Source organism: Paenibacillus sp. Root444D2 (assembly GCF_001426375.1).
Classification (GTDB): Bacteria; Bacillota; Bacilli; order Paenibacillales; family NBRC-103111; genus Paenibacillus_E.
Window position 1 is genome coordinate 87945 of record NZ_LMEO01000007.1, and the last position, 24551, is coordinate 112495.

General features: G+C 47.2%; 22 protein-coding genes. 17 read left to right on the plus strand and 5 right to left on the minus strand.

Annotation, left to right across the window (positions count from 1 at the left end; genetic code table 11):
• Positions 1-132: 132 nt before the first annotated feature.
• Positions 133-1008 carry a TrmB family transcriptional regulator gene (locus ASD40_RS06415; protein ID WP_057302505.1) on the plus strand — a complete coding sequence of 292 codons (876 nt, stop codon included), beginning with the start codon at positions 133-135 and terminating at the stop codon, positions 1006-1008.
• The gene (locus ASD40_RS06420; RefSeq protein ID WP_057302506.1) at positions 1005-1676 is read left to right on the plus strand and encodes an HD domain-containing protein; all 672 of its coding nucleotides are present in this window, start codon (positions 1005-1007) and stop codon (positions 1674-1676) included. The genes ASD40_RS06415 and ASD40_RS06420 overlap by 4 nt, the downstream gene beginning before the upstream one ends.
• Before the next feature lie 403 nt (positions 1677-2079).
• On the opposite strand, the gene ASD40_RS06425 is transcribed toward ASD40_RS06420, so the two are convergent.
• Complete coding sequence (locus ASD40_RS06425) at positions 2080-2907, minus strand: DUF2935 domain-containing protein (protein WP_057302507.1); 828 nt, start codon at positions 2905-2907, stop codon at positions 2080-2082.
• A gap of 164 nt (positions 2908-3071) precedes the next feature.
• On the opposite strand from ASD40_RS06425, the gene ASD40_RS06430 reads away from it, so the two are divergent.
• The 13 genes from ASD40_RS06430 (at position 3072) to ASD40_RS06490 (ending at position 18017) form a co-directional block, all read left to right on the plus strand.
• The gene (locus ASD40_RS06430) at positions 3072-4325 is read left to right on the plus strand and encodes a DUF445 domain-containing protein (protein WP_057302508.1); all 1254 of its coding nucleotides are present in this window, start codon (positions 3072-3074) and stop codon (positions 4323-4325) included.
• A 40-nt stretch (positions 4326-4365) separates the two neighbouring features.
• Positions 4366-5205: an ABC transporter ATP-binding protein gene (locus ASD40_RS06435; RefSeq protein WP_057302509.1), complete on the plus strand. Its 840-nt coding sequence runs from the start codon at positions 4366-4368 to the stop codon at positions 5203-5205.
• Complete coding sequence (locus ASD40_RS06440) at positions 5138-5902, plus strand: ABC transporter permease (protein WP_047687173.1); 765 nt, start codon at positions 5138-5140, stop codon at positions 5900-5902. The genes ASD40_RS06435 and ASD40_RS06440 overlap by 68 nt, the downstream gene beginning before the upstream one ends.
• A gap of 16 nt (positions 5903-5918) precedes the next feature.
• On the plus strand, positions 5919-6944 hold the full coding sequence (locus ASD40_RS06445) for an ABC transporter substrate-binding protein (RefSeq protein WP_057302510.1): 1026 nt from the start codon (positions 5919-5921) through the stop codon (positions 6942-6944).
• A 777-nt stretch (positions 6945-7721) separates the two neighbouring features.
• Positions 7722-8582 (plus strand): ABC transporter permease, encoded by an 861-nt coding sequence (locus ASD40_RS06450; RefSeq protein WP_414858696.1) that lies wholly within the window; start codon positions 7722-7724, stop codon positions 8580-8582.
• 84 nt (positions 8583-8666) lie between these two features.
• Positions 8667-10397 carry an extracellular solute-binding protein gene (locus ASD40_RS06455; protein ID WP_057302512.1) on the plus strand — a complete coding sequence of 577 codons (1731 nt, stop codon included), beginning with the start codon at positions 8667-8669 and terminating at the stop codon, positions 10395-10397.
• A gap of 77 nt (positions 10398-10474) precedes the next feature.
• Positions 10475-11386: a carbohydrate ABC transporter permease gene (locus ASD40_RS06460; RefSeq protein WP_060645838.1), complete on the plus strand. Its 912-nt coding sequence runs from the start codon at positions 10475-10477 to the stop codon at positions 11384-11386.
• A 23-nt stretch (positions 11387-11409) separates the two neighbouring features.
• The gene (locus tag ASD40_RS06465) at positions 11410-12297 is read left to right on the plus strand and encodes a hypothetical protein (protein WP_057302513.1); all 888 of its coding nucleotides are present in this window, start codon (positions 11410-11412) and stop codon (positions 12295-12297) included.
• A 43-nt stretch (positions 12298-12340) separates the two neighbouring features.
• Positions 12341-13360 (plus strand): LacI family DNA-binding transcriptional regulator, encoded by a 1020-nt coding sequence (locus ASD40_RS06470; protein WP_057302514.1) that lies wholly within the window; start codon positions 12341-12343, stop codon positions 13358-13360.
• 32 nt (positions 13361-13392) lie between these two features.
• On the plus strand, positions 13393-14349 hold the full coding sequence (locus ASD40_RS06475) for a carbohydrate kinase family protein (protein WP_057302515.1): 957 nt from the start codon (positions 13393-13395) through the stop codon (positions 14347-14349).
• Between the two features lie 344 nt (positions 14350-14693).
• A complete protein-coding gene (locus tag ASD40_RS06480; protein ID WP_057302516.1) occupies positions 14694-15593 on the plus strand; it encodes a metallophosphoesterase family protein in 900 nt (299 codons plus the stop codon).
• Entirely contained in the window at positions 15590-17098 is a 1509-nt protein-coding gene (locus ASD40_RS06485) for a leucyl aminopeptidase family protein (RefSeq protein WP_057302517.1), read from the plus strand. Before ASD40_RS06480 ends, ASD40_RS06485 begins: the two co-directional genes overlap by 4 nt.
• A gap of 250 nt (positions 17099-17348) precedes the next feature.
• Positions 17349-18017, plus strand: coding sequence for a DUF559 domain-containing protein (locus ASD40_RS06490; RefSeq protein WP_057302518.1), 669 nt, complete (start codon positions 17349-17351; stop codon positions 18015-18017).
• A gap of 866 nt (positions 18018-18883) precedes the next feature.
• On the opposite strand, the gene ASD40_RS06495 is transcribed toward ASD40_RS06490, so the two are convergent.
• Positions 18884-19336, minus strand: coding sequence for a bactofilin family protein (locus ASD40_RS06495; RefSeq protein ID WP_057302519.1), 453 nt, complete (start codon positions 19334-19336; stop codon positions 18884-18886).
• Positions 19336-20346: a M23 family metallopeptidase gene (locus ASD40_RS06500; RefSeq protein WP_235549184.1), complete on the minus strand. Its 1011-nt coding sequence runs from the start codon at positions 20344-20346 to the stop codon at positions 19336-19338. Before ASD40_RS06500 ends, ASD40_RS06495 begins: the two co-directional genes overlap by 1 nt.
• 251 nt (positions 20347-20597) lie before the next feature.
• Here ASD40_RS06500 and ASD40_RS06505 point away from each other — a divergent pair, with 251 nt between their 5' ends.
• Both ASD40_RS06505 and ASD40_RS06510 read left to right on the plus strand, forming a co-directional pair.
• Positions 20598-21794, plus strand: coding sequence for a WD40/YVTN/BNR-like repeat-containing protein (locus tag ASD40_RS06505; protein WP_057302520.1), 1197 nt, complete (start codon positions 20598-20600; stop codon positions 21792-21794).
• A 148-nt stretch (positions 21795-21942) separates the two neighbouring features.
• Positions 21943-22710, plus strand: coding sequence for a C40 family peptidase (locus tag ASD40_RS06510; RefSeq protein WP_057302521.1), 768 nt, complete (start codon positions 21943-21945; stop codon positions 22708-22710).
• 19 nt (positions 22711-22729) lie between these two features.
• Here ASD40_RS06510 and ASD40_RS06515 read toward each other — a convergent pair whose 3' ends face one another.
• Positions 22730-23656, minus strand: coding sequence for a polysaccharide deacetylase family protein (locus ASD40_RS06515; RefSeq protein WP_057302522.1), 927 nt, complete (start codon positions 23654-23656; stop codon positions 22730-22732).
• Positions 23657-23706: 50 nt separating this feature from the next.
• On the minus strand, positions 23707-24432 hold the full coding sequence (locus ASD40_RS06520; protein ID WP_057302523.1) for a polysaccharide deacetylase family protein: 726 nt from the start codon (positions 24430-24432) through the stop codon (positions 23707-23709).
• Positions 24433-24551 lie beyond the last annotated feature (119 nt).

The window sequence follows — 24551 nt, forward strand, 5'->3', positions numbered from 1 at the left end:
AAGCTGCTAATCTTGCACTGAGTCCAGCTAATGTACTGGATAGGAAGCAGAAGTCTACACAACTTGAAGTGAAAAATCATGTTACAATATTGATCAAGAAATCATAACGGGTTGATGAAAAGGGGAGCTGGCATGGAGGATGTTCATCTGCATTTAAAAAATCTTGGCTTCACGGACCTTGAAGCCAAGTGCCTGCACGTGCTCGCCGAAAGCGGCACGCAGACCGGCTACGAAATCGCCAAGCAGCTTGGCGTTTCGCGCTCGAACGTCTACTCCGCGCTGCAGAAGCTCGCGGAGAAGGGGGCCGTGATCACGAGTCACGGTGAGCCCACGCATTATCAGAGCGTGCCGATCGAAGAGATCGGCGAGCGGATTGAAGCGGAGCTGCAAGCCTCGATCCGCTATGTGAAAGCGCATATGCCGAAGCAGGATGCGCACCGCTCGGAGTACTTCAGCTTGGAGGGAGACGTTAAGGTCATAGAGCGTATACGAACTGAGCTGAAAAAAGCGAAGGAAGAGGCGCTCTGTGAGCTATGGTCGGAAGAAGCGCTGCTGCTGAAGGAAGCTCTTCGGCTAGTGCCAGCGCAAGGCGTGCGATTGCTAGTTTCGACGATTGGTGAAGCGGAGCTGCCAAACGGGGTTCATCAATTCCTGCATGGACGCGAGGAGGGTTGGCAGAAGCGCAATGGGCGGAAATTTACACTGCTGATCGACCGCAAGCTGGCAATTGTTGGTACACGAGGCGGCGATGAGCCGGCTCTGGCGATGATGACAGAGCATCCAGCGATGGTGGAGCTGCTGCTGAACAATTTCTTACGTGATATGGTGATCCACGAGCTGCAGCAGGATATGGGCGCTAAGCTGGAAGATAAATATGGCAAAAACTTCAAGAAAATTATACAGAAGTACACCGAGGTGAAGGGGATGGACCCGCAACCGACGGGAGCTTTGGAAGGCAAGTCTAGTGAAGGAAAGTCTGCCGAAGGAAAAAGGAGAAAGAAGAAATGAAGCAGCATGAAGAGGAACAAACGAAGACAGAGGGAATTCTACTCGCAGCAGAAGCACTTGTGAAGGAGAAGCTGGAGCGCGATAGCAGCGGCCACGACTGGTGGCATATCTATCGCGTCGTGCAGACGACGAAGCGCATCGCTGCCCAGGAGGGCGCCGACGGCTTCGTCTGCGAGCTTGCGGCGCTGCTTCACGACGTCGTCGACGAGAAGCTGAACGCCGATCCAGCCGCTGCGCAGCGCGAGCTGGAGGCGTGGCTCGCTGCCAGCGGCACGCCAGCGGAGCAAGTGCAGCACGTGCTGGAGATCATCAGCACGATGTCGTTCAAGGGCGGCGCGCGTCCGCCAATGCGCACGCTGGAAGGTCAGGTCGTGCAGGATGCCGACCGGTTGGATGCGATAGGCGCGGTAGGCATCTCGCGCGTATTCGCTTATTCGGGCTGGAAAGGCCGCCCGATTCACGATCCTACCGTCATAGCGCGTGAGCATATGACGGAGACCGAGTATCGCGCTGGGAAAGATACCGCGATTAATCACTTCTACGAGAAGCTCCTGAAATTGAAGGAGCTAATGAACACAGCCTACGCCCGGCAGCTGGCCGAGGAGCGGCACCGTTTCATGGAGCAGTACCTCCAGCAGTTTTACGCGGAGTGGGAAGGCGAGAGATAGCAAACGAAAAAGAGCCAATGATGGCTCTTTTTTTTGGTGAGATAGGCTGTGATCTTTTCGCGGTTGCAGATAAGATTGTTGTACAGCATACAACATATTTTGGGATTTCACGGTTCCAAATGAAAACTGTTGTACGCTGTGCAACAATTTGTTTTAATTTGCTTCAAAGATGCTCGATTTGAGGTGAATTGTTGCACTTTGTACAACTCCGGAGAGGGTATCCTCACCTTCAGGGACAAATTGTTGTATAAAGTACAACTTCGCTTCTCTTTGTCATATGCGTAGATTATCTTGCTACTATTCGCATCGTTGCACAGCTCGATTACTGATCTTGCAAATCACAGAAGAAAGGTTTGATTGGGCTGGGAGAAGTGATGTGTAAGATCGTTCCCCCCACCAGCCATTATTCAAAAGACGGCTTCGTCAGCGGACAATCCGGTAGCCCCACAATCTCCCCATTATATTCCGCCAGCTTGCGCAGGAAATAGCACGTTTCGGGTAAATGATGTTCAAGGAACCGTAGTGTCAACCGGCTGAGCAGTTCGGTTTCTTGATAATCGCGAATAACACCCTCGACGACATGGTAAAAACGGATGACGGTTTCAGCCACTTGCCGGGCAAACTTTTGCTGAATAGGGAAATTAGGCGCTGTGAAGCGGAGGAAGCCGCGGATTGCTGTGTTTTTGACGATGTGAGCGCTGAATTGTTGAGCGAATAGCTGTGTGGTTTTGATTAGCTCCATTTCTGTTGGGTCCAAATGGTTGGCAAGAAGTACAGCGTGACCGAGCTGATCCTCAAGCCACATTTCCACCAGCGTAACGAGCGGAAGGGGCTCATAAGGGACTCCATTTATCCAATAATGCAGAATGCGTATATACTCTCCGTTTTCCAAAAGAGTCCCATTGAAATAGACGGGAGTTAAGGAGACAACGATTTTATTTTGAATGCGCAGATGCTGCAAATAGCCCTCAAATTGATAATATCCTTGAACAACAGGGTATATATCTTTTGAGAGCTGAATCATCGTTTCCGAGGAGACAGGCAGAGCTGGGTCTGTTTTCAAAATGCGGTTCCGCAGTTCTGTAAAAGCACCGATGTATCGCTTGGCTATCGTGATCCATTGTACCTCTTCATTCGCGAGCGCCTCATCCACAAAGATGGCATGATCCTGTAAAATTTCAACCCAGAATAAATGCTCCTGCCATGGTGTTATTGTCTCATTTAGGCTCATGGAAAGTTTCCTCCTATAACTAAACTTTACGCCATGTACATTCATTTGTTAGTATCAACGAAGTGTATTCAACAAAAAAAGGTTCGAGAACGGTTTTCGTCGCATTTTGTGATAAAATAGAAGGAATGATTCATTAACTTCGAGCAGAAAGAGATGTTATGACAATGAAAAGAGAAGCAAAGTATATAGCGACGGTTTCCTTAGGGGTTATGGGAGCAGGCTTTCTGGCCACGCTGCCCACGCCGGTATCTTCAACCCTATGGGGAACCTTTTTGCAAGGTGGTTTTGAGGCTGGCGTTGTAGGCGGCTTGGCTGACTGGTTTGCGGTTAGCGCCCTTTTCCGTCACCCTCTTGGCATTCCGATTCCGCATACGGCCCTATTGCCGAAGAATCGTGAGAAAATTACGAAAGCGCTTGTCTCGACGGTTGAAAATGAACTGCTTTCCAAAGAAACCATTCGTGTTCGCTTGCAACAAATTCGTTTCCTGGAACGCGGACTTGAGCTGGCGGAGAGCCATTTGGACAATGCGGCGCTTCACAAAGGTCTCTCGACACTTGCCAAACAAGCTTTAAACGCGATTGATCTGGACAAATTAACGCCGCTTTTAGCGGAGGAAATTCATAAAGCACTCCAAGACGTGGATACGAGTCGACTCGTTAGCACGATTGTAGACAGCATAGTTGATGGCGGTTATGACGGCAAAACATTTGATTTTGTTATCGATAAAGTGGAAGCATGGGCCGTTAAGGCGGATACGCGCGATCAGCTGGGCGCTATGGCGCTCAAAGCGTTCGAGGGTTTGCAGTCGAATGGCTTCATGGCATTTGCCGTTAATGCGTTCATCGGTATGGTGAATGAAGAGAAGATCGGGGGCATTATCCAGAACTTCGTTCTTTCCTACATCGAGCAAATGCGAACGAAGAATCATCCGCGCAGAGAAGCGGTTCTTACTTTTATTCGGAATGAACTGAACAAGCTTGAGCGGAATCCACAGCTTTTGGCTGAGCTAGAAGGTTTGAAAGCGAAGCTGCCGGGCCTATTTGATCTCGATGAGAAATTATCGGGGCTGTTAGAGCGGTTGAAGGCGAAGGCAGAGGATTTCGTGGATCAGCCCGATTTTGTGCCTCAACATGTGGTTCCGGTGGTTCGTAAAATGCTTGTTTCCGTGAAAGAAAACGAGGATATGCTGCAGCGCGGCGAGAGCTGGATTCAAGAGCAAATCGCTGCTTATTTGGAGCAAAATCACAGCAAAATCGGTCTACTCGTCAAAGAAAACCTGGATAAGCTGACGAACGAGAAGCTGACCCAGTTGATGGAAGATAAGCTCGGCAATGATTTGCAGTGGATCCGTGTCAACGGTGCGATATGCGGATTCATCATAGGACTTGGCTTGGCAGGGTTAAAAATGCTGTTTTAGGTGAAAAACGACGGGACATGCCCGAGTGGAGGTAGGCATTTTGATCGAGATTAAAGGCGTTAGCAAGACGTTTGTTCAGCGATTAGGCGGCAGCTATCAGGCACTGGATAATATCACTTTAACGATTGAAAAGGGGGAGTTCGTCTCCCTGCTGGGCCCGTCCGGATGCGGGAAATCGACCGTGCTGAATTTGGTCGCAGGCTTCGATACGCAGAGTGATGGCGTTATTCAGGTGAATGGGAAAAAGGTGACCGGCGCTGGAGCGGACCGAGTCGTCGTGTTCCAGGAACATGGTCTATTCCCATGGTTGACGGTGCTGGACAATGTAGCCTTCGGTCTCAAGCAGAAGGGTATTGGAAAAAAAGAGCGTTACGAGCTGGCGATGGAACAGATTAAAGCTGTGCATCTCAGCCGTTTTACAGACCGCTATCCGCATGAGCTTTCGGGCGGGATGAAGCAGCGGGCCGCAATCGCCCGGGCGCTTGCCATGGACCCAGAGATTTTGCTGATGGACGAGCCGTTCGCCGCTTTGGACGAGCAAACACGCCTTATTTTGCATAAAGAACTGGAAGAAATCTGGATGCGTACGCGCAAAACGATCCTCTTCATTACCCATAATATTCGTGAAGCCGTAATCCTCTCGGATCGTGTATTCGTGATGTCCACGCGTCCCGGAACGATTAAGAAGGAGTTCGCCGTGAAAGCGGCGAGACCTCGGGATAGCGCAGACACCGTCCTCCATCATGTGGAGAATTCGATCATGGACGCACTGGCAGACGAGCTGGAGAAAGTGGTAAGGGAGGAGACTGGCGATGAGTACAGCATCAAGAAGAACGATTTTTCTGGTACTGCTTCTGATAGCTTGGGAGGCGGGATTTAGATTATTCGGATGGGGATGGAAGTTTCCTTCGCCAACCCAAACCTTACAAGCCTTCTATGACGGGTTGGTGCATGGCGAACTGCTCCAAGCGACATTTGCGAGTATGGCGAGATTGCTGGTTTCTTTTGCGTTGTCTTTGCTGATCGGTACAACCCTTGGGTTCTTATTCGCACGCTATAGAATGCTGGATGATACACTTGGATTTCTGGTGGTTTCTTTGCAGACCATTCCAAGTATTGCTTGGCTGCCTTTTGCTATTATTTGGTTCGGTCTTAACGAATCTTCGGTTATTTTCATTACGACACTCGGAGCAACCTGGACGATGGCATTGGCCAGCCGTACCGGTATCAAAAACATCCCGCCTATTTATTTGCGCGCCGCGCAGACGATGGGGACGGGCAATGGGTTTAATCTATTCGTGCAGGTCATGATCCCTGCCGCGTTCCCGCATTTGATCAATGGTGTTCGCACGGCTTGGGCTTTCGCTTGGCGCGCGCTAGTTGCCGGTGAGCTTATTGCCAAAGGGGCTGGGCTAGGCCAGCTATTGCAGGACGGAAGAAATCTGGGCGATACCTCTCTGATGCTGTGTATTGTCATTATTATCGCGGTACTGGGCACAGTTTCTGATCACTTCTGCTTTAAGAAACTCGAAGATAAAGTGCTAGAGCGCTACGGCCTCGCTGGCTCGAAGTCTTGAGTAGGGAGTGGGCCGGATGAGGAAACAGGCATGGGTGCTGATGCTGCTTTTGGTCGCTGTTTTAGTGCTGAGTGCATGCGGGGAGAAGTTGACTTCTTCTGGCAAGGCTCAGGTTGTTAGGGTCGGTGTGTTTAAAAATGTAACGCACGCTGCGGCGTACATTGCGCTAGAAAAAGGTTATTTCGCCCGGGAATGGGGCAATGAAGTTAAGATTGAGGTCACAGCCTTCGATAACGGCTCTGACCTATCTATCGCGATGGCGACAGGGGATATCGATGTCGGATTCGTTGGTCCTGGACCCGCGACAACCTTCTTTTTGAAAAGCAAGAACTATCGGGTTGTCTCCGGTTCAAATAACGGCGGTGCGGTATTGGTTGCGCGTAATGGCTCGGGAATTAATACCGTTAAAGATTTAGTAGATAAAACGATCGCGATTCCGTCCAAAGGAAACACGAACGAAATCTCGCTGCGCATGCTGCTGCAGCAAGAAGGTGTGAGCTTGGGCAGAGGTGCCGAAAGTGCGCACCTCATCGTGCGCTCCCCGTCGGATACGCTGATCTCCTTCCGCCAGAAGGAGATCGATGCGACGCTCGTCCCCGAGCCATGGGGGACACAGATCGAGAAGGCCGGACTTGGCAAAGTCGTCGTCGATTGGAAGGCGATCCCGCCGAACAACGGCGATTATCCGACGGTCATCATGGTCGCAAGCGACAAGTTCATTGCCCTGCACCGGGATATGGTGAAGGGTGCAATCAAGGCGAATAGGGATGGCATCGCGTTCATCCAGAACAGTCCGGAGCAAGCCTATGATCTCATCAACAACCAACTGAAAAAGTATAGCGGTAAAGGGATGGATAAGGGCTTAATCAAAGCCTCGCTAAGCCGTTTGAAACTCACCACTGACGTTGACGTCAAGGTGATGGAGGAGATGGCGAAGGTATCCATCGATGCTCGCTATATTAAGGGCATTAACAAAGAGGAGCTCGACCTAAGTAAATTCGTTGATTTGTCGATGCTGCAAGAAGTCGAGAACGGTAGGTAAAGAGAAGAGCCCGATTCATCCAAATTACTGGATGAATCAGGCTCTTTTTTTCTCTTTGTCGAATAAAGCTAGTAGTCAACGAATTTACCAGCAGAGGAGCTATCGATTTTGAAACGTAGCTTCTGCACGGGCAGTTCTCGCCGAAAGCATTTTCCGTGCTTATTTGTACACATGTAAGAATTTGGGGTAAGCGGAGCCTACTCCTTATTTATCGTCCGATTAGATCCTCAGATAGAGAACCACAAAACCATTGGAGTAAATCCAATGAAATAGTCTATTAGGCTGTGAAAATCGCATTTCTATTGGAATTTATCCAACCAAATGGTCGATTCATCGCCCGGAGACAGACTTCTATTGGATTTACTCCAATGAAATCGACTCTCAGGCTGCAAATTAACCCATTCATTTACTGGGGCTGCAAGGATAAGCGCGTTTTCCGCGCTTATTTGTTTTTTGGTGCACGATGATCCTAACTGTCATTTACAGAAAATTAAGAATATTAAATAAAATTTTGTATTGTCAAAAGGTGGTAATGGATTTATACTAAAAGCAGATGTATATGGTAGCGATTTCAGAAAACGCTTACCGGACGATTTTTCAACAGAATTTTTTTATTTTATGCAATATGGAATCGATACCAGAAAAGTTTGCAGAAACCCTTAGGAAGGTGGTCATAACATGGAAACGAATCTGCCGCAAGCTAGAGTTGGCGCTGCGGCGAAGAAGAAAAATGCTGATCTGGGGAAAAGAATACTAGGGCACAAGCATTTATATCTCATGCTCCTTCCCTGTATTGTATTTTTCGTTATTTTTTCGTATATCCCGATGGGTGGACTCATGCTAGCCTTTAAGGATTACCAGTTTAATAAGGGAATCCTTGGTAGTCCTTGGGTGGGGTTGACGTATTTCAAAGCTTTTTTTAACGACTATCAAAGTGGAAAGTTGATTAAAAACACACTTATTATCAGCAGTATCAAATTATTTCTGGGGCTGCCTTTTCCGATTCTGCTTGCGCTGATGTTCAATGAGGTTAGAAGCCGAAGATTTCGCGGGATTACACAAAGCATATCCTATTTGCCGCATTTTCTTTCCTGGGTTATCGTCATTGGCCTTATGCAGCGGATGCTTGCTCCCGAAACAGGGCTGCTTAATGAGGCGATCCGATTCTTCGGAGGAGACGGAAGCACTTTTTTCATGATGGAAAGCAAGTACTTTTATTCACTCATGTTTGGAAGCCATATTTGGAAAAGCATAGGATGGGATTCCATCATTTATTTGGCCGCTATTGCCAGCATTAATCCTGAGCTGCATGAAGCCGCCAAGATAGATGGGGCTAATAAATGGCATGAAATCTGGCATGTTACCTTGCCGGGCATTCGGTTAACGATTTCGATCCTGTTTATTCTGTCGCTGGGCAGCATTCTGCAGGCGGGATTTGATCAAATTTATCTCATGAGAACACCCGGGAATATGGAGTTAGCCGATATTCTTGACACCTATATCATTCGTGTAGGCCTTCAAAATGGACAATACGGCTATGCGACTGCGGTTGGTTTAATGCAGGGTGTTATTGGACTGATTCTTGTTGTAACGGCCAATCGAGCTTCCAAAAAGTTTTTTGACGAATCAGTATGGTAACGTTACCATGATGTCCGATTTTCAACTGTTGAAGGACGCCCTCGGGTGTTATTCATAAAAATTGAAAGATAAGGGGAGTATTGTATGAGCAAAAGTTGGGTCAAATGGATTACTATGCCTTTGGCAGCAAGTTTGCTGCTAGCCGGTTGTGAAAGTTCCAATCAACCAGCAGGTGGAGGGGACAATGCTAGTTCAACACCGTCAACAACAGCTAGCAGTGGCAAGCCCGCAACTTGGATTGCAGACAGAACACTCAAGGGACTACTGTTTATTGACAGCGATGATATAACGAAAGACATCAATCCGGAGATCGCCAAGAAGATGAAAGAAATGACAGGGATTACGTTGCAAATGGAAGGTGTAAACTCGCAGCATGCGATTGACGGCCTGATTGCAGGGCTGGCTTCCAATGATTTACCGGACTTCATCGTTTATTATCTGAATAACAGCGGTCGCCAAGAAATGCCAGTCATTTTGAAAGCAGCCAAAGAAGACATGTTCACTGACCTGACTCCCCTTATTAAAGGTACAAAGATATACAGCAAATATTTGGATGATAAATATTTGCCGCTTGATACGAAGAACGGCGTTATGTTCCGTCCGGAATTTAACGGCTCCAGTTACTTTGTCCATATGAACATTCAAAGAGAGGGCGGCTACGAAGAGCGCAAGTATGTCGGAGGTCCTTTTATACGTAAAGATATCGCCGAAGCGCTGAAGGTTGATCCTCGAACGATTAAAACAACGGATCAAGTGTATGAATTGGCCCAGAAGATCAAAGATGGCAATTTCAAAGATAAAAACGGAAAAGCGGTTATCCCACTTGGACCTAGATATTGGGGCAATAGCAATCACGAGAATGGACCCCTGTTCAATGATATGACCTGGGGAGCGACTGACCAACACTTCGAAAAGAACAAGGAAGGTAAAATTGTTCACGAAAGCAAGACGGAATATCCGATGAAGCGTATTGAGTTCGTTCAGAAGCTTTTGAAGGATAAACTAATGGCTCCTGATTATTATGCGATGCAGGAAAACAAAGCGACTGAAGGAGCTATTAACGGTTCATTTGGCATTATCGGTGATATGCATAGCTATTTGGACTTCAATAAAGATATGAGCTATCTTCCGCTTGGACCTATTAATTCTGTGGATGGAAGCTACCGGATGTCCGTTGACTATAAGAGTGGGTCCTTGGCCTGGTCGATTCCGAAAACAACGAAAAATCCGCAGGATATCGTCAAATTCGCTGATTTCCTGGCCAGTCGTGAAGGCAAGCTGCTCTGGCAGTACGGTCTAGAGGGAAGAGACTTTACGCTGGATGCCAAAGGCAATCCTTTGGTCAAGAAAGAAGTGTTAGAGCTACGGAACAAAGATCCGAAAGCAGCTATGGAGCTTGGCTTTGAGGGAGTAGGGAATAGCTGGGGAGGCTATCTCGGCAGTACGGATATCAACAGACTGGCTGATTTCGGCGAAGCTCAGTATGGCGATGCTGTTTCACCGGAAGCCAATGCGACACCGCTGAAAGTTGCTGAGTACTGGGGATATGACGAAAAGAAGAAAAACGCAATCATCAACGATGGCTATCGTCCGCTTTCATTTATTAATGAGCTTGCGACAGGCAATGAATTAAAAACAGCCTTAACAAACTACAATGAAAGCGTCATTCGCGCGTTCTATGCCAAAAGCATGGATGAAGCGCAAAAAATTCTAGATGCATCGAAAAAGCAACTGCAGGCAGCTGGCTTGGACAAATTCGAAGAGCTGCTTATGAAGAAGGACAGCGATCCTAAAACAAAGGTTATTCTCAAATAATGAATAGATGAGTAGGGAAGCGGGCGCTCCCCCAGATCATGGCGGGGGCGCACTTCTTAGTATGGGGAGAGATTAACGTGGGAAATGAATTTTATAAGCTCTCAGCAGGTGAAAAAATATTCAAGTTCGTTAATTATGCCCTCATTATTCTTCTATGCCTGTCCATCATATTGCCTTTTCTTAATATACTGGCACTTTCCTTTAACGCAGGTAAGGATGCGGAAAGAGGAGGAATCTATTTCTGGCCCCGCGTATGGACGCTTGAAAATTATCGTGAAGTGTTTACATCGGCTAATATCGGCAAGGCATTTGCCATTTCCATATTTCGTACGGCTCTAGGTACCATTGCAGGCGTATTTTTATCAGCTATGGCTGCCTATTCGCTAAAAAGCAAGACGATGCCGGGTGTACGATTTTTTACGCTTATGGTCTTTTTTACGATGTTGTTCTCTGGCGGCATCATTCCTTATTATATGCTGCTCAAAAGTCTGCATTTGACCAATACGATCTGGGTCTATGTCCTTCCGGGATTATACAGTGCGTGGAATTTGATCATCATGCGGACGTTTTTCCAGCAGATTAGCATCAGTCTGGAGGAATCGGCAAGGATGGACGGCTGCAGCGACTTTGGTATTTTTATGCGGATTATCATGCCGCTCAGCAAGCCTGTGCTGGCAACGATCTCATTGTTTACAGCCGTGACTCATTGGAATGATTGGTTCACAGGTGCATTTTTTGTCCGAACTGCTTCGCTTAGACCTTTATCCACCCTGCTGCAGGAGATGTTAACCAAACAGGATGCGATTCGGGAATCCCTGATGCAGGCCGCTGGTACGACGCAATATCAAATGCTCGAACGCATGCAGCTTACGGGAGATTCTCTTAAAATGGCGACGATCATCGTGGTTGTGGCACCGATTATTGCTGCCTATCCTTTTATTCAGAAGTATTTTGCCAAGGGTGCAATGATTGGATCGGTCAAAGAATAGACGCCCAAGAGGAGAGGTTGTAAGTGACTGCAATAACAAATCCGTATGACAGACAAGGTATCTGGCTGCGAGGCAGCTTTCATAACCATACGACTAACAGTGACGGGCATCATCCGCTTTCTACGGTGTACCGCATGTATCACGATTATGACTTTCTAGGCATATCCGATCATGATCTGATTACTGAGCATGAGGGTGAGCACACGATTGGGACCGTATTTGAAGCCATTGAGGTGAGCAGTTCCCAAACGCATATGCTGCTTGTCCACCCTCCGAGATCTCTCATGGATGGCTATTCCAATGAATTTTCGATTGACAATTATCAAAGGCTTTCCGATATATGTGTAGAGAACGGCGGCCTATCTATACTGGCTCATCCGAACCGTTTATTTTCCCATTATTGGCGGCATGAGGATATGCTCAGCATGCAGCGGTACAATGGCATTGAAGTTGTAAATGGGGATGGAAATCCGGAATACGATATCGCTTTTGATAAATGGGATTACATATTATCCGCAGGACGCAGGGTATGGGGCTTCGGAAATGATGACTCACATGTCTACGGGCAGGAGAAGCGAGCCTGGAATATGGTGCTTTCAGAAGAAAATACGAATGGAGCTATTCTTACCGCAATTCGTGAGGGCAGCTTTTATGTTTCTACAGGCTATGGTTTTGATGGAATTCGGGTAGAAGACGGTCAAATTATTTATGATCTTCGATCAAGCCCATTATATGATAAAATGTATAAATATGTGACATTGATCGGTAAAGAAGGCCGTATACTTCAGGAGGAAACAGGAAGAATCAAACAGGTGAAGTATACGGTGAGAGGCGATGAAGGTTATATTCGCATCGCTGTCTACTTGGAAGGTGGATTCGGGGCTTTCGCTCAGCCGATATTTGTCGAATAACAGAGAAAATTGTTTATGCTGCTAGTAAGGAAGGATGATAATCATGGCGCCCAAAATTAAAGATGTAGCCAAGAAAGCGGGAGTATCCGTAACCACAGTTTCCAGAGTGTTAAACGGAGAAAAATACGTGAAGGACGATCTGAAGGCCAAAGTGAAACGCGTAATTGACGAGCTTGGTTATGCACCGAGCCACATCGCGAGGAGTTTGGTGCGGAAGAAAACGAACCTGATTGGCGTCATTGTTCCCGATCTTACATCAAGTTTCTATTCCACCATATTGAGCAGTATCGAGGAAACGGCGAGCTTGAATGATTACAACTTACTGGTCTGCAACATTATCGAGGATACGGATAAAGAGCTGAAATATTTGAATGTGTTTAAAGAGATGCGTGTAGACGGCATTATTATTATGCATGAGAAATTAAGCGATGACATTCGCAGTTTTATTAATAAATTGGATATCCCGGTCATCTTTTCCAGTGTAAGGCCTTTAGATCATAAGTTCGTTTCTGTCATTATCGATGATTACGAGGCGGCTTATGATGCGACCCGTTATTTAATTGAGCTTGGACATGAACGAATTGCCTTTATTGGCGGGGATATGAGAGATATTACCTCAGGGCAGAACCGTTATGTAGGCTACCGGAATGCCCTCAAAGATAACCGGGTCAAGATTGTGAATGACTATATCCGGTTCGGCGACTATAAGACGCAGAGCGGATACAATCTGATGAAGGAACTGCTTGCCTGTGAGCCTCGTCCTACAGCTTTATTTGCAGTAAGTGATGATATGGCGGTTGGAGCAATGAACTGCATTCATGACTATCAGCTAAAAGTTCCGGACGATATATCCATCATCGGCTTTGATGGGAGCCAACTGACGGAGCTCGTTCGTCCGCGCTTGTCCTCCATGGAGCAGCCAATTCAGGACATGGGGAAAATTACGGTGGATACGCTGATTGAATTAATTTCAGATCCTACATTCAGTCCGAGGGAAGATTTGATCTTGGGACATAAACTTGTCGTGCGCGACAGCTGCAGGGCCTATCAAACTGAGAGATAGGACAGAGAACGGAGCGGGAGAGGAAGTGCGGAATGAACAAATTTGATGCGGTTGTCATCGGCGATGCCAATATTGATTTAGTAGTGGTGGGCTGTAATCAGATTCCTCTGCCTGGACAAGAAATTTTTGTTGAAGATATGTTGATGCATGTAGGCGGAGGTGCGGCTCTATTCACGATCTCGTTAGCTAAGCTAGGGCTGCATGTAGCCTTTAACGGCGTTCTTGGAGATGATGGCTACGGTCATTATATCCGGGAACAGTTTGGTCGATATGGTATCGATACCAGTCTGATCTTGACTAGCCAAACGAGTCGTACAGGCATAACGATAGCGATTAATCCGGAACAGGATCGTTCTTTCATTACTTATGCAGGATCAAATGCGGAGATGCAAGTAAGCGAGCTGGATTTAGCCCAAGTAGCGTCAGGCAGACATGTCCACGTAACCGGTTATAGAGGACGACGCAACCATGATGAATTCGTTGCTATGGCCAAAAAGTTGAAAGAGATGGGAGTCACACTATCCTGCGATGTAGGGTGGGATGATACCGGAGAATGGTATTCCGGGGTGTTTGAATTGATGCGTTATGTAGATGTCTTTCTGATGAACGAAACCGAGGCGCACCACTATACGGGCTTCGAACACATAGATGACAGCTTAAGCTATATGTCGGGCTTCTGCAAGCATGTTGTAGTCAAGCTCGGACCCAAAGGAGCCGTAGCGATGAAAGACGGTTTGCAAACGTCTTGCCCCGGATTCTCCGTTAAAGCCTTAGATACGACAGGAGCAGGAGATTCATTTAATGCCGGTTACATCTATGGGTTCTTAACAAGGCTGAACGTCGAGACTTGCCTGTTATATGGCAACGTTTGCGGAGCTATGTCAGTCGAAGCTTATGGCGGTAGCACCGGTACCCCGGATCGGGAAGGGCTGGAAGCTTTTATTAGACAAAATAAAGAACAGGGATCTGACCATTCTGAGGTGGTATAACGATGACTGAAATAACTCCGAAATTCGATTTTAGAGTCATTCAGCAGCTTTGCGAGGGTAGCTAGGGTTGTCGTGGCACTAATGTTGTAGTTCCTACAACAATTCTCGGCCAAAAGGCTATTTTACAAGTTAAAGTTGCAGTTTGTACAACATTCGAGCCCATTTGTTGCGAAATGGCCTGTAAGGGGACTAATTGTTGTACATCATGCAACATCAAAGGAGATTGGTGGGATCTAAGCAGTAATTGTTGCACTTTTTACAACATCATTCTACCGAGTTTGTGCATACATTCTTAGTAACTTATTCCGATATTTGAAGCTGCGATTAGAAAGGGGCATGGATGAATGGCAGACGATCTGAGGTTCCGGGAGGACGGGACATTTACTATTGTACAGCTCACGGACTTGCATATAGGAGGCGACAAGGACAATGAAGAGGATTTGAGGACGCTCGCTTTAGTCAGTGCGGTACTAGCGGCGGAGAAGCCGGATCTCATCGTGTATACGGGCGATCTGATTTCAAGCTATGGCGTATCTGACTCTACAGCCTCCTTTCGCAGAGCTATTGCGCCAGCGGTTGAGTCTGGCTTACCCTGGACGCACGTATTCGGTAATCACGATGCGGAGGCGGATGTGACACGTGAGGAACTGATGGCGATTGCACTGGAGCATAAGACCTGCTACTCGCAAGCAGGACCATTAGAGCTCAGCGGCGTTGGCAATTACATGCATACGATTCAAAGCGTGCAATCCGGGAATCCGGCTGCTGTTCTTTATTTTCTCGATTCCGGTGTGATGGCACCAGAATCAGTGGGCGGTTACGCTTGGATTGCCTCGGATCAGGTGCATTGGTATAAGCAGCAGTCGCTTGCTCTCCGCGAACGGAGCGGGGCTATATTGCCTGGTCTTGCGTTTTTCCATATCCCGCTTCCTGAATACGACGATGTATGGAAACTGGGGAAAGTGAGCGGTACTAAGCACGAAGAGGTATGTTGTCCCAAACTCAACAGCGGGTTATTTGCTGCCATGGTGGAAATGGGTGATGTGATGGGAACCTTTGTCGGACATGATCATGACAATGATTACTGTGGTACGCTGCATGATATTCGGTTATGTTTTGGCAGAGTGACAGGCTGCAGCACCTATGGAGATTTACCTCGGGGCGCCCGCGTTATTCGTTTGCAAGAAGGAAGGCCTTCCTTTGAAACATGGCAGCGGTTAGAAGATGGAGGCATCTTAAGATGACGTTTACGGTTGGTGGAGAAAATGATGCCCAGACTCTCATTGTTCCCATCTGCTCGGACGACATCGAAGAGATGGGAGGGATACGCCTTCCTTCATGGCTGCAAGCCTATTCACTTCTGCCGCATATGGGAGAACGAGGAGAGCTGACTTGGCTTCATGGCCGTATTGGAGAGCGTGACGCGCTGCTGGTTGGTTGTGGAGAGAACTCGCGCTTGGATACGGAAAGAATCCGCGAGGCAGCGGGGAATGCAGGACGTGCGATTCATAAGCACAAGAAAGAGCGAGTAGGCATAAATTTGGGCGAGCTGCTGAAGCGATGTGAACATTCGGTTCCCACTAGCGAAGCGGAAGCAGTTACCGCTTGGGTGGAGGGCTGGAAGCTCGGCACCTATGCGTTCGAGGTGTATCGAAAGAAACAGACCGTACATACGGAAGTAAGCTTGCAGTTTCTCACCGAAGCAAGATTCGAAGTGTTGAATAAAGCGGTACGATGGGGACGCATTTATGCAGAAGGGGCGATTCTAGCCCGCAATCTCGCGAATGAGCCCCCCAATATGCTGCGTCCGAAGACTCTCATCGAGAGGACTGTGGAACATTTTGCCGGTACGAAGGTCGAGGCTGTCGTTTATGAAGGGGAGCGTCTGGAGCAGCAAGGTATGGTCGGCTTGATCGCCGTGGGCAAAGGCAGCAAGTATCCTCCAGCGCTTCTGGAGCTGCGCTATTGTACGGATGAGACATTGCCGCTTACGGCCCTAATTGGCAAAGGCATTACTTTTGATACAGGCGGGATCAGTCTGAAGAAGGACTTCGATATCAGCGATATGCGAATGGATATGGCTGGGGCGGCAGCCGTGATAGGCGCTCTCGATATTCTTGCTGCTGGGGACGTGCAGGCGAACGTCGTTGTGCTTATTGCTGCTGCCGAAAATATGCCAGACGGTGAGGCATTGCTGCCTGGCGAGCTGCTGCAATACCCGAATGGCGTATCGGTTCAAGTGGGCAATACGGATTCGGAAGGCCGATTGGTGCTAGCCGACGCCTTGATTCATGCCCAGCGCTTTGGGGCAGTGGAAGCCGTTGATATTGCAACCTTGACCTATTCTTGCGGAGCCGCTCTAGGTTCCAAGTATGCTGGGATATGGGGGGAGGACGCTCTTGTGGCTGAGATCTCACAAGCCGGAAAGCAAGTGAGCGAAAAAGTGTGGCAGCTTCCTCTTGTCGATGAGTACGAGGCTTACCTGCACAGCGATTATGCGGATATATGCAACATCAGCAGGGTAGGAGAAGCAGGAGCTACGACGGCAGCTTTATTTTTGCGTAAGTTCGTCCAGCCATCTCTGCGCTGGGCCCATATCGATATGGCATCTCTAAAGGATGTCTCGTCTGCTCAAGGCTGGCATTCGGCAGGTGCGACTGGTTACGGAGCCCGTTTACTCGCGCAATTTGTGCGCAATCGGGTGTCCAATGAAAACGTGATTTCCAAAGGGGATAGCCGTTTGCTTTAGTGCCGTTATATGCTCACGTTTGTGATTAATATTCGCAGGTAAGCAACAAGGAAATTCCCAGCATCAGAAAGCTCTCCTTCCTTGGCAGCCTGCTCCGCTCATAAATTAGGAATAATTACCCAATATTCGGACTGGTTAACCGAACGAATTCGCATTATAATAATCTCAACGAGACGAAGAACGTCCCGCTCCATTCCTCAACAGATGGAGCTGGGTCGTTCTTTTTTTCATTTGTGAGGGGAGGTTGAAGATGACGTTTGAGAAGTCACATTCTTATTTTATTCAGAACCATTTACAGAGGCGAACGGGAGAAAGAAGAGGCCGCTTGGAGCGGGGACACCGGGAAGCCGAGAGATTATTTTGTAGGAACATATGGTGGCCTCTCCTAGGAAATTTCGACGATTTACATCCGGAATTCGAAGTACTCGATTGGCGGGGTCTATCCTATTTCTGCGATTTCGCCTGGCTGACGCAAGCTGTAAAACTGATCATCGAAATCAAAGGTTTCGGTTCGCATGTTCGGGATATGGACAGACAAAAATACTGCAACGAACTGAACCGGGAAACATTTCTATCTGCTATGGGATTCCAGATCATATCTTTTGCCTATGATGACGTCGCTCATCGTCCAGAGCTATGCATCACGTTATTGCGGATGCTGCTTAGTCGCTATCAGTCGCAATCATCTCCCGCAAGCTCGAGCAGCGTGTCGGAGAGGGAACTCGTTCGTCTCGCCTGCAGACTCGCTCGTCCGCTGAGGCCTATTGATGTAGTGACTCATTTAGGCATCAATCACCGAACTGCCGTTCGAACGCTGCAGTCTCTCTGTACGAAAGGATGGTTTTCCGCTGTTACAGGGGCAGCAGGCAAAAACATCGTGCGATACGAGCTTCAACGAAGCGCAGTTCAGCTTTTGTAGAATAAATGTAATTATACATCCTTTTTACTCATATTTAGCTTGGTAAATATAATCCCTGCAAAAATACACTTTTCCGCGGCTGCTTCTCAAGTTCAGGCAGAAATTCTGCAATAATACTGTATATTTGCAGGAATTCCTTCCCAATAGTCGAACTCGATTGAAAAGACTGCACTTATGCAGGCTTTGTTAGCTGCGTCAATTTCCCTGACGAAGATAATTACTTAGAGGACAAAAAAAGACTGCCTCGAGCAGCGTGTAGGAGAGGGAAATCGTTCGTCTCGCCTGCAGACTCGCTCGTCCGCTGCGGCCTATTGATGTATTGACTCATTTAGGCATCAATCACCGAACTGCCGTTCGAAAGCTGCAGTCGCTCTGTACGAAAAGATGGTTTTCCGCTGTCACATGGGCAGCAGGCAAAAATATCGTGCGATACGAACTTCAACGAAGCGCAGTTCAGCTTTTGTATAATAAATGCAATTATACATCCATTTACCTCATATTTAGCTCGATAAATATAATCCCTGCAAAAATACACTTTTCCACGGCTTCTTCTCAAGTTCAGGTAGAAATTTTGCAATAATACTGTATATTTGCAGGAATTTCTTCCAAACAGTCTGACTCGATTGAAAAGATTGCACTTACGCAGGCTTTGTTAGATGCCTTGAATTCGCTCTAACTAGGAATTCAATTAGGGAGGTTCGAGGCTTCGCGGAATCAAAGCGCTCCACAGACTCCACTTTTACCGTTTTCACGAGCGAGAAAAGGTCTGGTGCCATTGCATTGCACAGAACAAAATAGAGACTGCCCACAACCTGGCCCAAAAGGCCAGCTGATAGGCAATCTTTATTTTTGCTTACTTCCAATGCTTAGTTCCCGCCAGAAGCAGCCTGCTGCTCGCTCTTCTGCTGTTTATGTGCTTTAGCATCGATGACTTTGCCGTTTCCGCTGCCTTTGTCATTCACAGCTGCGAGGCTCATCGCACTGCTTCCTTGAAAAATGCCGCCCTCCTGAATAATGAAGGAACGGACATCGATATTGCCAACCAGCACGCCGGAGCTGGTCACGATGAGCTTGCCTTTGGTGTGAATATTGCCTTTCACTTTGCCGGCAACGATGACATCGCGTGCCTGGATGTTGGACTGCACAACAGCGTTCTCACCAATGGTGATGTCGCCTGCGCACTCAATGTCGCCGTTCATCTGGCCTTCGATGCGAAGGCTGGCTTCGGACATGATTTTACCCTCACAAATGGTACTGCCCCCGATCAATGTATCGGTTGTTTTAGCATCAATTCGCTTCGACTTAGAGCTTCCAAGCATTAGGGTTCATCCTTTCTATTGGTAATGAGATAAGGGGAGGGGTCAATCTGGACGCCGTTCTTATGAACTTCATAATGCAGATGGGAGCCCGTGCTTCGTCCTGTGGAGCCGAGTAGGCCGATCTTTTGACCTTTCGTTACTGATTCTCCGCGTTTGACGAGCATTTTATTCAGATGCATGTACTCCGTTTGTATCCCTCGGGAATGATCGAGAATAATATGATTACCATGTTCGTTGTCAAAGCTGGCTTCTACGACTTTACCTGCAGCAGTGGCATATACGGGGTCATTCATTTCACCATCGAGGTCGAGCCCGGCATGCATGGTCGGTTTAAGCGTAAAAGGATCTCTACGTATGCCGAAACCTGATGTAATAAGGTGGGTCGTCGTTGGCCAAAGTGTCGGTGTGATGCTGCGCAGACGCTCGGCTTCTTCCAGCCTGGCTTCGGATTCGTTCAAATTCAAAAGCAGCGCGTTAATATCCCCAACTAACGAAGTAAGTCCTTGTTTGGTGCTGCTGACCAAAGAAGATACTTCTTGCGAAGTAACAGGGATCTCACTGCCGCCGACGTCAGAGCGTAAGCCACTCTGAGTCTCTGTACTCTCCATTGAAATCTTTTTGCTTGTCCGGTTTGTTCCTTCTGTCTGGCTCATTAACTGAATGACATGATCAAGTTTCTTAATTTCTTCTAACTTCACCTTAAATTCACTCGCTTGCTGGGATAAGTCAATCAAATTGGTTTGAAGCTGTTCTAGTTCGCTATTTTTAAGTGTAATTTGATTAACCAGTTGGCGTTCTTGTCCATCGAACGTTTGCTGCATGCTGGTTCTCGTTTGATGGGAGTAGATATTCATTAAGTAAATCGTGACAAAAAATCCAATCAACACGAGCAGGATCAAGCTAGGCACAATATACAAACTGCTGTGCGGAAGCTTGAATCTTACGGTTCGGTGGTTGGCGCCCGGAATAATCATTAAGGTGAGTTCTTTTTTACCCCAGATGAATTTCAACCGATCCTCTTCCTTTCCGTAACAATGTCCCCCTCCTTGATTCGATTGTATTCCTCAATGGGATGAGTCATGCCTAATTTATTTTGCTAAAAAGAGGATGTCGGCCATTGGTGCTGCCAACATAAGTGCGATCCGTTATGGGACATACTAAATTTGCCAATCAAAATATGTCTGGAGGCTCAACTTTTCCAATGAAAGTTACGTCTATAAGGTAGATCGATGAACGATTAGAAGTGAAGGGAGTTATCATCATGTTGAGAAAAACAATTACGCTTTTGGCAATAACGCTATTTGCACTTACAGGGTGTGAATCATCCGGAACAACAAGCGGGACAGCGAATGCTTCAAATTCACCGACACCTAGTGCAACGATCACGCCACAACCGACAGCTGCCGCTGAAACACCGGCTCCTAGTTCCACAGCTGTTCCCAATAAAGGTAATGAAACACCATCGAAGGTATCGATGAACGGGGTAACAGCGGTAAGGCTGGCTGATGCCAAATCTGGTTGGATCGGCGGCAAAGGCTGGATCGCACGAACAGATGATGGCGGTGTGAAATGGAAGGTTCAATACGAGGGGACAGGCGACATTAAGCAGTTGTTCGCTCTGAATAGTCAAGATGCTTGGGCTTCAGTCGGTGATGAAGGTAAACTGCTAAGTACGAACGATGGAGGCCAACACTGGACATCCGTTGGTAAAGTACCGAATCAGGCGTTCCTTCATTTTGTAACGAAGACGGAAGCATTTAGCGGAAATGCACACACTGTGGATGGAGGAGTGAAATGGACTTCCTTGCCTGTACCCGAGGGCACGAAGGGGGACGCCTATTTTCATGATAAAAATAATGGATGGGCGGTTAGACAAGTCAAGGATGCTATTGAAGTCCAGCGAACACAGGATGGCGGCAAGACATGGAATAAGGTGATGTCGCGTAAAACAGAAGCCTCACTAACCGGAGTCGTTATTCGTTCTGCAGGTGTGAACGATGCGTGGGTCGAGTTAATTGGGGAATCGGGGATGACTCAAACCTCGTATTCGTTGTTTCACACGAAAGACGGCGGGAAGAACTGGCTAACGGTTCTGGCAAACAGCACCGCCGGAGGGGGACCAGCCCCAGGTTTCCCTGCTGGTGAGAACACAGGGCCGAAGAATACGGGCTCCAAGCCCGGACCTCTCTACGTCGTGAGTCCAGACGTAGCTTATATGGGCGGGCAGTGCCCGAGCTGCGACAAGCCGAACTCCGTCGGATGGACCAAGGACGGCGGCAAGACATGGGTGAACGGCAAGGAGTCGTTCACAGGCTTTGGTGAGCTGCTGCTGGCTATGGCAGACATGAATCAAGGCTGGCTCATCACGAATGATAATGAGCAGCCAAGCGTCATGTACACCACCGCTAACGGCGGTGTTAATTGGAACAAGGTGCATACGTTTGATACAGCGAAATAACGAAGAAGCCTTTCTGGAAGCAGAGTACTGCTGAAGGAAAGGCTTCTTTGCTGTTACATCACCCATGAAATTCCATCCTCTATACCCCCTAACCTAGCCAATGGCCGTAGAATGGTATAGGTAAACTTGCTTACTAGAGGAGTCACACATGCTTGCCAAAAAATATGCGATACCCGCTCTAGTCATTGCTTTTCTGGTACTAATCGGTTTTACCATGAAAAATCCTGAAAACATGAAATTAACAGCTGCATTCTCGAATGCTCACTCTAATCGATGGGTAGCAACCGCTCCTATTCAGTTATCAGGACAGGATGCTGCTGCCGATAAGCAAGTGACAACTCCTGATAGCAGCGCGCCTTCCGTGAAGGAGAATGAGAACGCTCTCACACAAGAGATGACGCAAGATGGAGACGATCCAGTCCCAAATGCGAAGAATGTAAAGATATCCGCTGCCGAAATAGCTAAAGTTGTCGCGCATTTTGAACAGCTTGCCCATTCGGATCAAAAGGAGCCAAGTTGGAAACGCAAAGCCGACCATCTCATTGTGAAAGGATTTGGTTTCCTTGGAACCCCTTACGTATTCGGGGCGAAGTCGGACCAAACCGACTCTTTCGACTGTTCTTCCTTCTTGAAATACATCTTTATCAGTCAAGGGGTGTCGCTTCCGCGAGATTCAAGGCAGCAGAGTCAGCTTGGTACAGAGGTGTCTATGGATCAACTGCGTGAAGGTGATCTCGTGTTTTTCACCACGCCCAAAAGAAAAAATAAAAGCGGTATCGACCGTATCGGTCATGTTGCAGTGTACTTAGGTAACGGCCTTATGCTGCATACCTTCCGCCCGGGCATTGGCGTCACGATATCTGAATTGAATGGTTCTTGGAAAGACCGCTTTGTCAAGGCTAAGCGCGTTCTGTAACTCCCCACAAAGTTCCACGTCATTCTGTCCCAAAGTACTGTTCACCAACAGGAACCCGATTTGTAGACAATACATCGCTTACAGTCCCTACGTGCAATCCTTTATTCTTGACAGCGGTAAGCATGCCGTCCAAGGCTTTACTTGCTGATCGAGTAGGATGCATGAGGATTAAGAAACCATTGCCTGCTTTTGTACTAATTTTATGAATGATGGATTGCGGGCTTGGATTTCTCCAATCAACCGTATCTAACGTCCACAACACCGTATTCAGCTTCATACTTTGAGCAACTTCAACAGTCTCTTTATCGAAATCACCCGACGGGGGAGCAAACCAGCGGTTTTTTACTTGCAGCTCTTGAGAGAGCAGCTTCTCGGTTTTTGAGATCTCTAGATAAGCTTGGCTGTTGCTTAATTGGCTCATGTTTTTATGAGAATAAGCATGATTGGATAATTCATGACCGCGGTCCAGAATTTGTTTGGCCGTGGTCACATTCTTTTTAAGCCAAGATCCGTCCAGAAAGAAAGTTGTTTTCACATGATGTTTGTCCAGTGTATCGAGAATAACAGGGATATATTCATTTCCCCATGCCACATTGATCATGAACGAAACCATAGGTTTTTGAGGGTTGCCGCGATAAATAGGGGCTGCTCCCAACTGATTAAGATGAATCTCCGGTGGTATTTCCTTATAAACATAATGAATAGATCTGCCGCCAAGGTTGTTCTTGTTCATTTCGTATGTCTTTTGAATATCGACTTCCAGACCATTGTAACCAGGGATAGCCCCCTCAACACGATCTATTTTTGCAGAAATAGGTAAGATTCGCTTTTTTGGAGCTTCATTCATAATTTCGGTCATGACGGAATCGCCAGCAGATACTGTGAATCCGGACAAAACAGGCAGCGCACAAAGTATCAAACAATAACGCAGCTTAAAATGTACCATCGCAAAGCACTCCATTTCAAATTTCTTTTTAGGTTTAGGCATCTCTATGTCTAATCAATTTTTGCAGGGAGAGCCTTGTTATAATTTAGAAGTTGTGAAACGGTAACTAGCTGATATCCCCTACTTTTTAATTCCGGCAAAATGATCTTCAAGGCTGCAATGGTCTGTGTAGGACCTTCAATATAGTCATGAAATAACACAATATTTCCGTTTTTCGCATTCTTTAATACGCGGTTTACAATTTTGTTGACCCCTGGTGTACTCCAATCCTTTGTATCCAATTGCCAACTCCACATAATCATCTTATACCCTTCCGCCCGTACAGTAGCTACAAGCCGCTCGTTATAAAACCCTCCAGGCGGGCGAAACAATAGGCACCGTTTTCCAGTTGTGTCATAGATAAGTTCCTCTGTTTGATTAATTTCTTTTTTAATGTTGTTTTTTTTGCTTAGATAGGCGTGGCTATATGTATGATTAGCTATCTCATGGCCCTCGCGTATAGTTTGATTTAGAACGTCAGGGTAAAGCTTTACTTTATTACCCACAACGAAGAAAGTGGCCTTAGCTTCGTACTGTTTGAGCAGTTCCAGGATCTGAGCTGTGTATTCAGGGTGAGGACCATCGTCGAACGTTAGTGCAATGACTTTCTCATCGGTGGTTATTTCCCAAACGATTTCTCCGCGTGTCTCATAATAAGCTCGATCTTTCTTAGGGGCGGCATTAGCAGCAGGCTGCATCAAAAATAGACAAATACACAAAATAATAAATATTCTCATGTTGTTCTCCTTTGTATAAATGGGTGACAAAATTATAATCTCCAATAAAGCCAATCCAATTCAATATAAATTTGGTTCGATTCAGCTCTTATGGTAATTTGAGCAAAAAAAAGACATGT

Bases quoted from the DNA above. Each gene is read 5' to 3' on its own strand.
- ASD40_RS06415 (WP_057302505.1), top strand. From the start codon at position 133: ATGGAGGATGTTCATCTGCATTTAAAAAATCTTGGCTTCACGGACCTT.
- ASD40_RS06420 (WP_057302506.1), top strand. From the start codon at position 1,005: ATGAAGCAGCATGAAGAGGAACAAACGAAGACAGAGGGAATTCTACTC.
- ASD40_RS06425 (WP_057302507.1), bottom strand. From the start codon at position 2,907: ATGAGCCTAAATGAGACAATAACACCATGGCAGGAGCATTTATTCTGG.
- ASD40_RS06430 (WP_057302508.1), top strand. From the start codon at position 3,072: ATGAAAAGAGAAGCAAAGTATATAGCGACGGTTTCCTTAGGGGTTATG.
- ASD40_RS06440 (WP_047687173.1), top strand. From the start codon at position 5,138: ATGAGTACAGCATCAAGAAGAACGATTTTTCTGGTACTGCTTCTGATA.
- ASD40_RS06445 (WP_057302510.1), top strand. From the start codon at position 5,919: ATGAGGAAACAGGCATGGGTGCTGATGCTGCTTTTGGTCGCTGTTTTA.
- ASD40_RS06450 (WP_414858696.1), top strand. From the start codon at position 7,722: ATGCTCCTTCCCTGTATTGTATTTTTCGTTATTTTTTCGTATATCCCG.
- ASD40_RS06455 (WP_057302512.1), top strand. From the start codon at position 8,667: ATGAGCAAAAGTTGGGTCAAATGGATTACTATGCCTTTGGCAGCAAGT.
- ASD40_RS06470 (WP_057302514.1), top strand. From the start codon at position 12,341: ATGGCGCCCAAAATTAAAGATGTAGCCAAGAAAGCGGGAGTATCCGTA.
- ASD40_RS06475 (WP_057302515.1), top strand. From the start codon at position 13,393: ATGAACAAATTTGATGCGGTTGTCATCGGCGATGCCAATATTGATTTA.
- ASD40_RS06480 (WP_057302516.1), top strand. From the start codon at position 14,694: ATGGCAGACGATCTGAGGTTCCGGGAGGACGGGACATTTACTATTGTA.
- ASD40_RS06485 (WP_057302517.1), top strand. From the start codon at position 15,590: ATGACGTTTACGGTTGGTGGAGAAAATGATGCCCAGACTCTCATTGTT.
- ASD40_RS06490 (WP_057302518.1), top strand. From the start codon at position 17,349: ATGACGTTTGAGAAGTCACATTCTTATTTTATTCAGAACCATTTACAG.
- ASD40_RS06495 (WP_057302519.1), bottom strand. From the start codon at position 19,336: ATGCTTGGAAGCTCTAAGTCGAAGCGAATTGATGCTAAAACAACCGAT.
- ASD40_RS06505 (WP_057302520.1), top strand. From the start codon at position 20,598: ATGTTGAGAAAAACAATTACGCTTTTGGCAATAACGCTATTTGCACTT.
- ASD40_RS06510 (WP_057302521.1), top strand. From the start codon at position 21,943: ATGCTTGCCAAAAAATATGCGATACCCGCTCTAGTCATTGCTTTTCTG.
- ASD40_RS06515 (WP_057302522.1), bottom strand. From the start codon at position 23,656: ATGGTACATTTTAAGCTGCGTTATTGTTTGATACTTTGTGCGCTGCCT.
- ASD40_RS06520 (WP_057302523.1), bottom strand. From the start codon at position 24,432: ATGAGAATATTTATTATTTTGTGTATTTGTCTATTTTTGATGCAGCCT.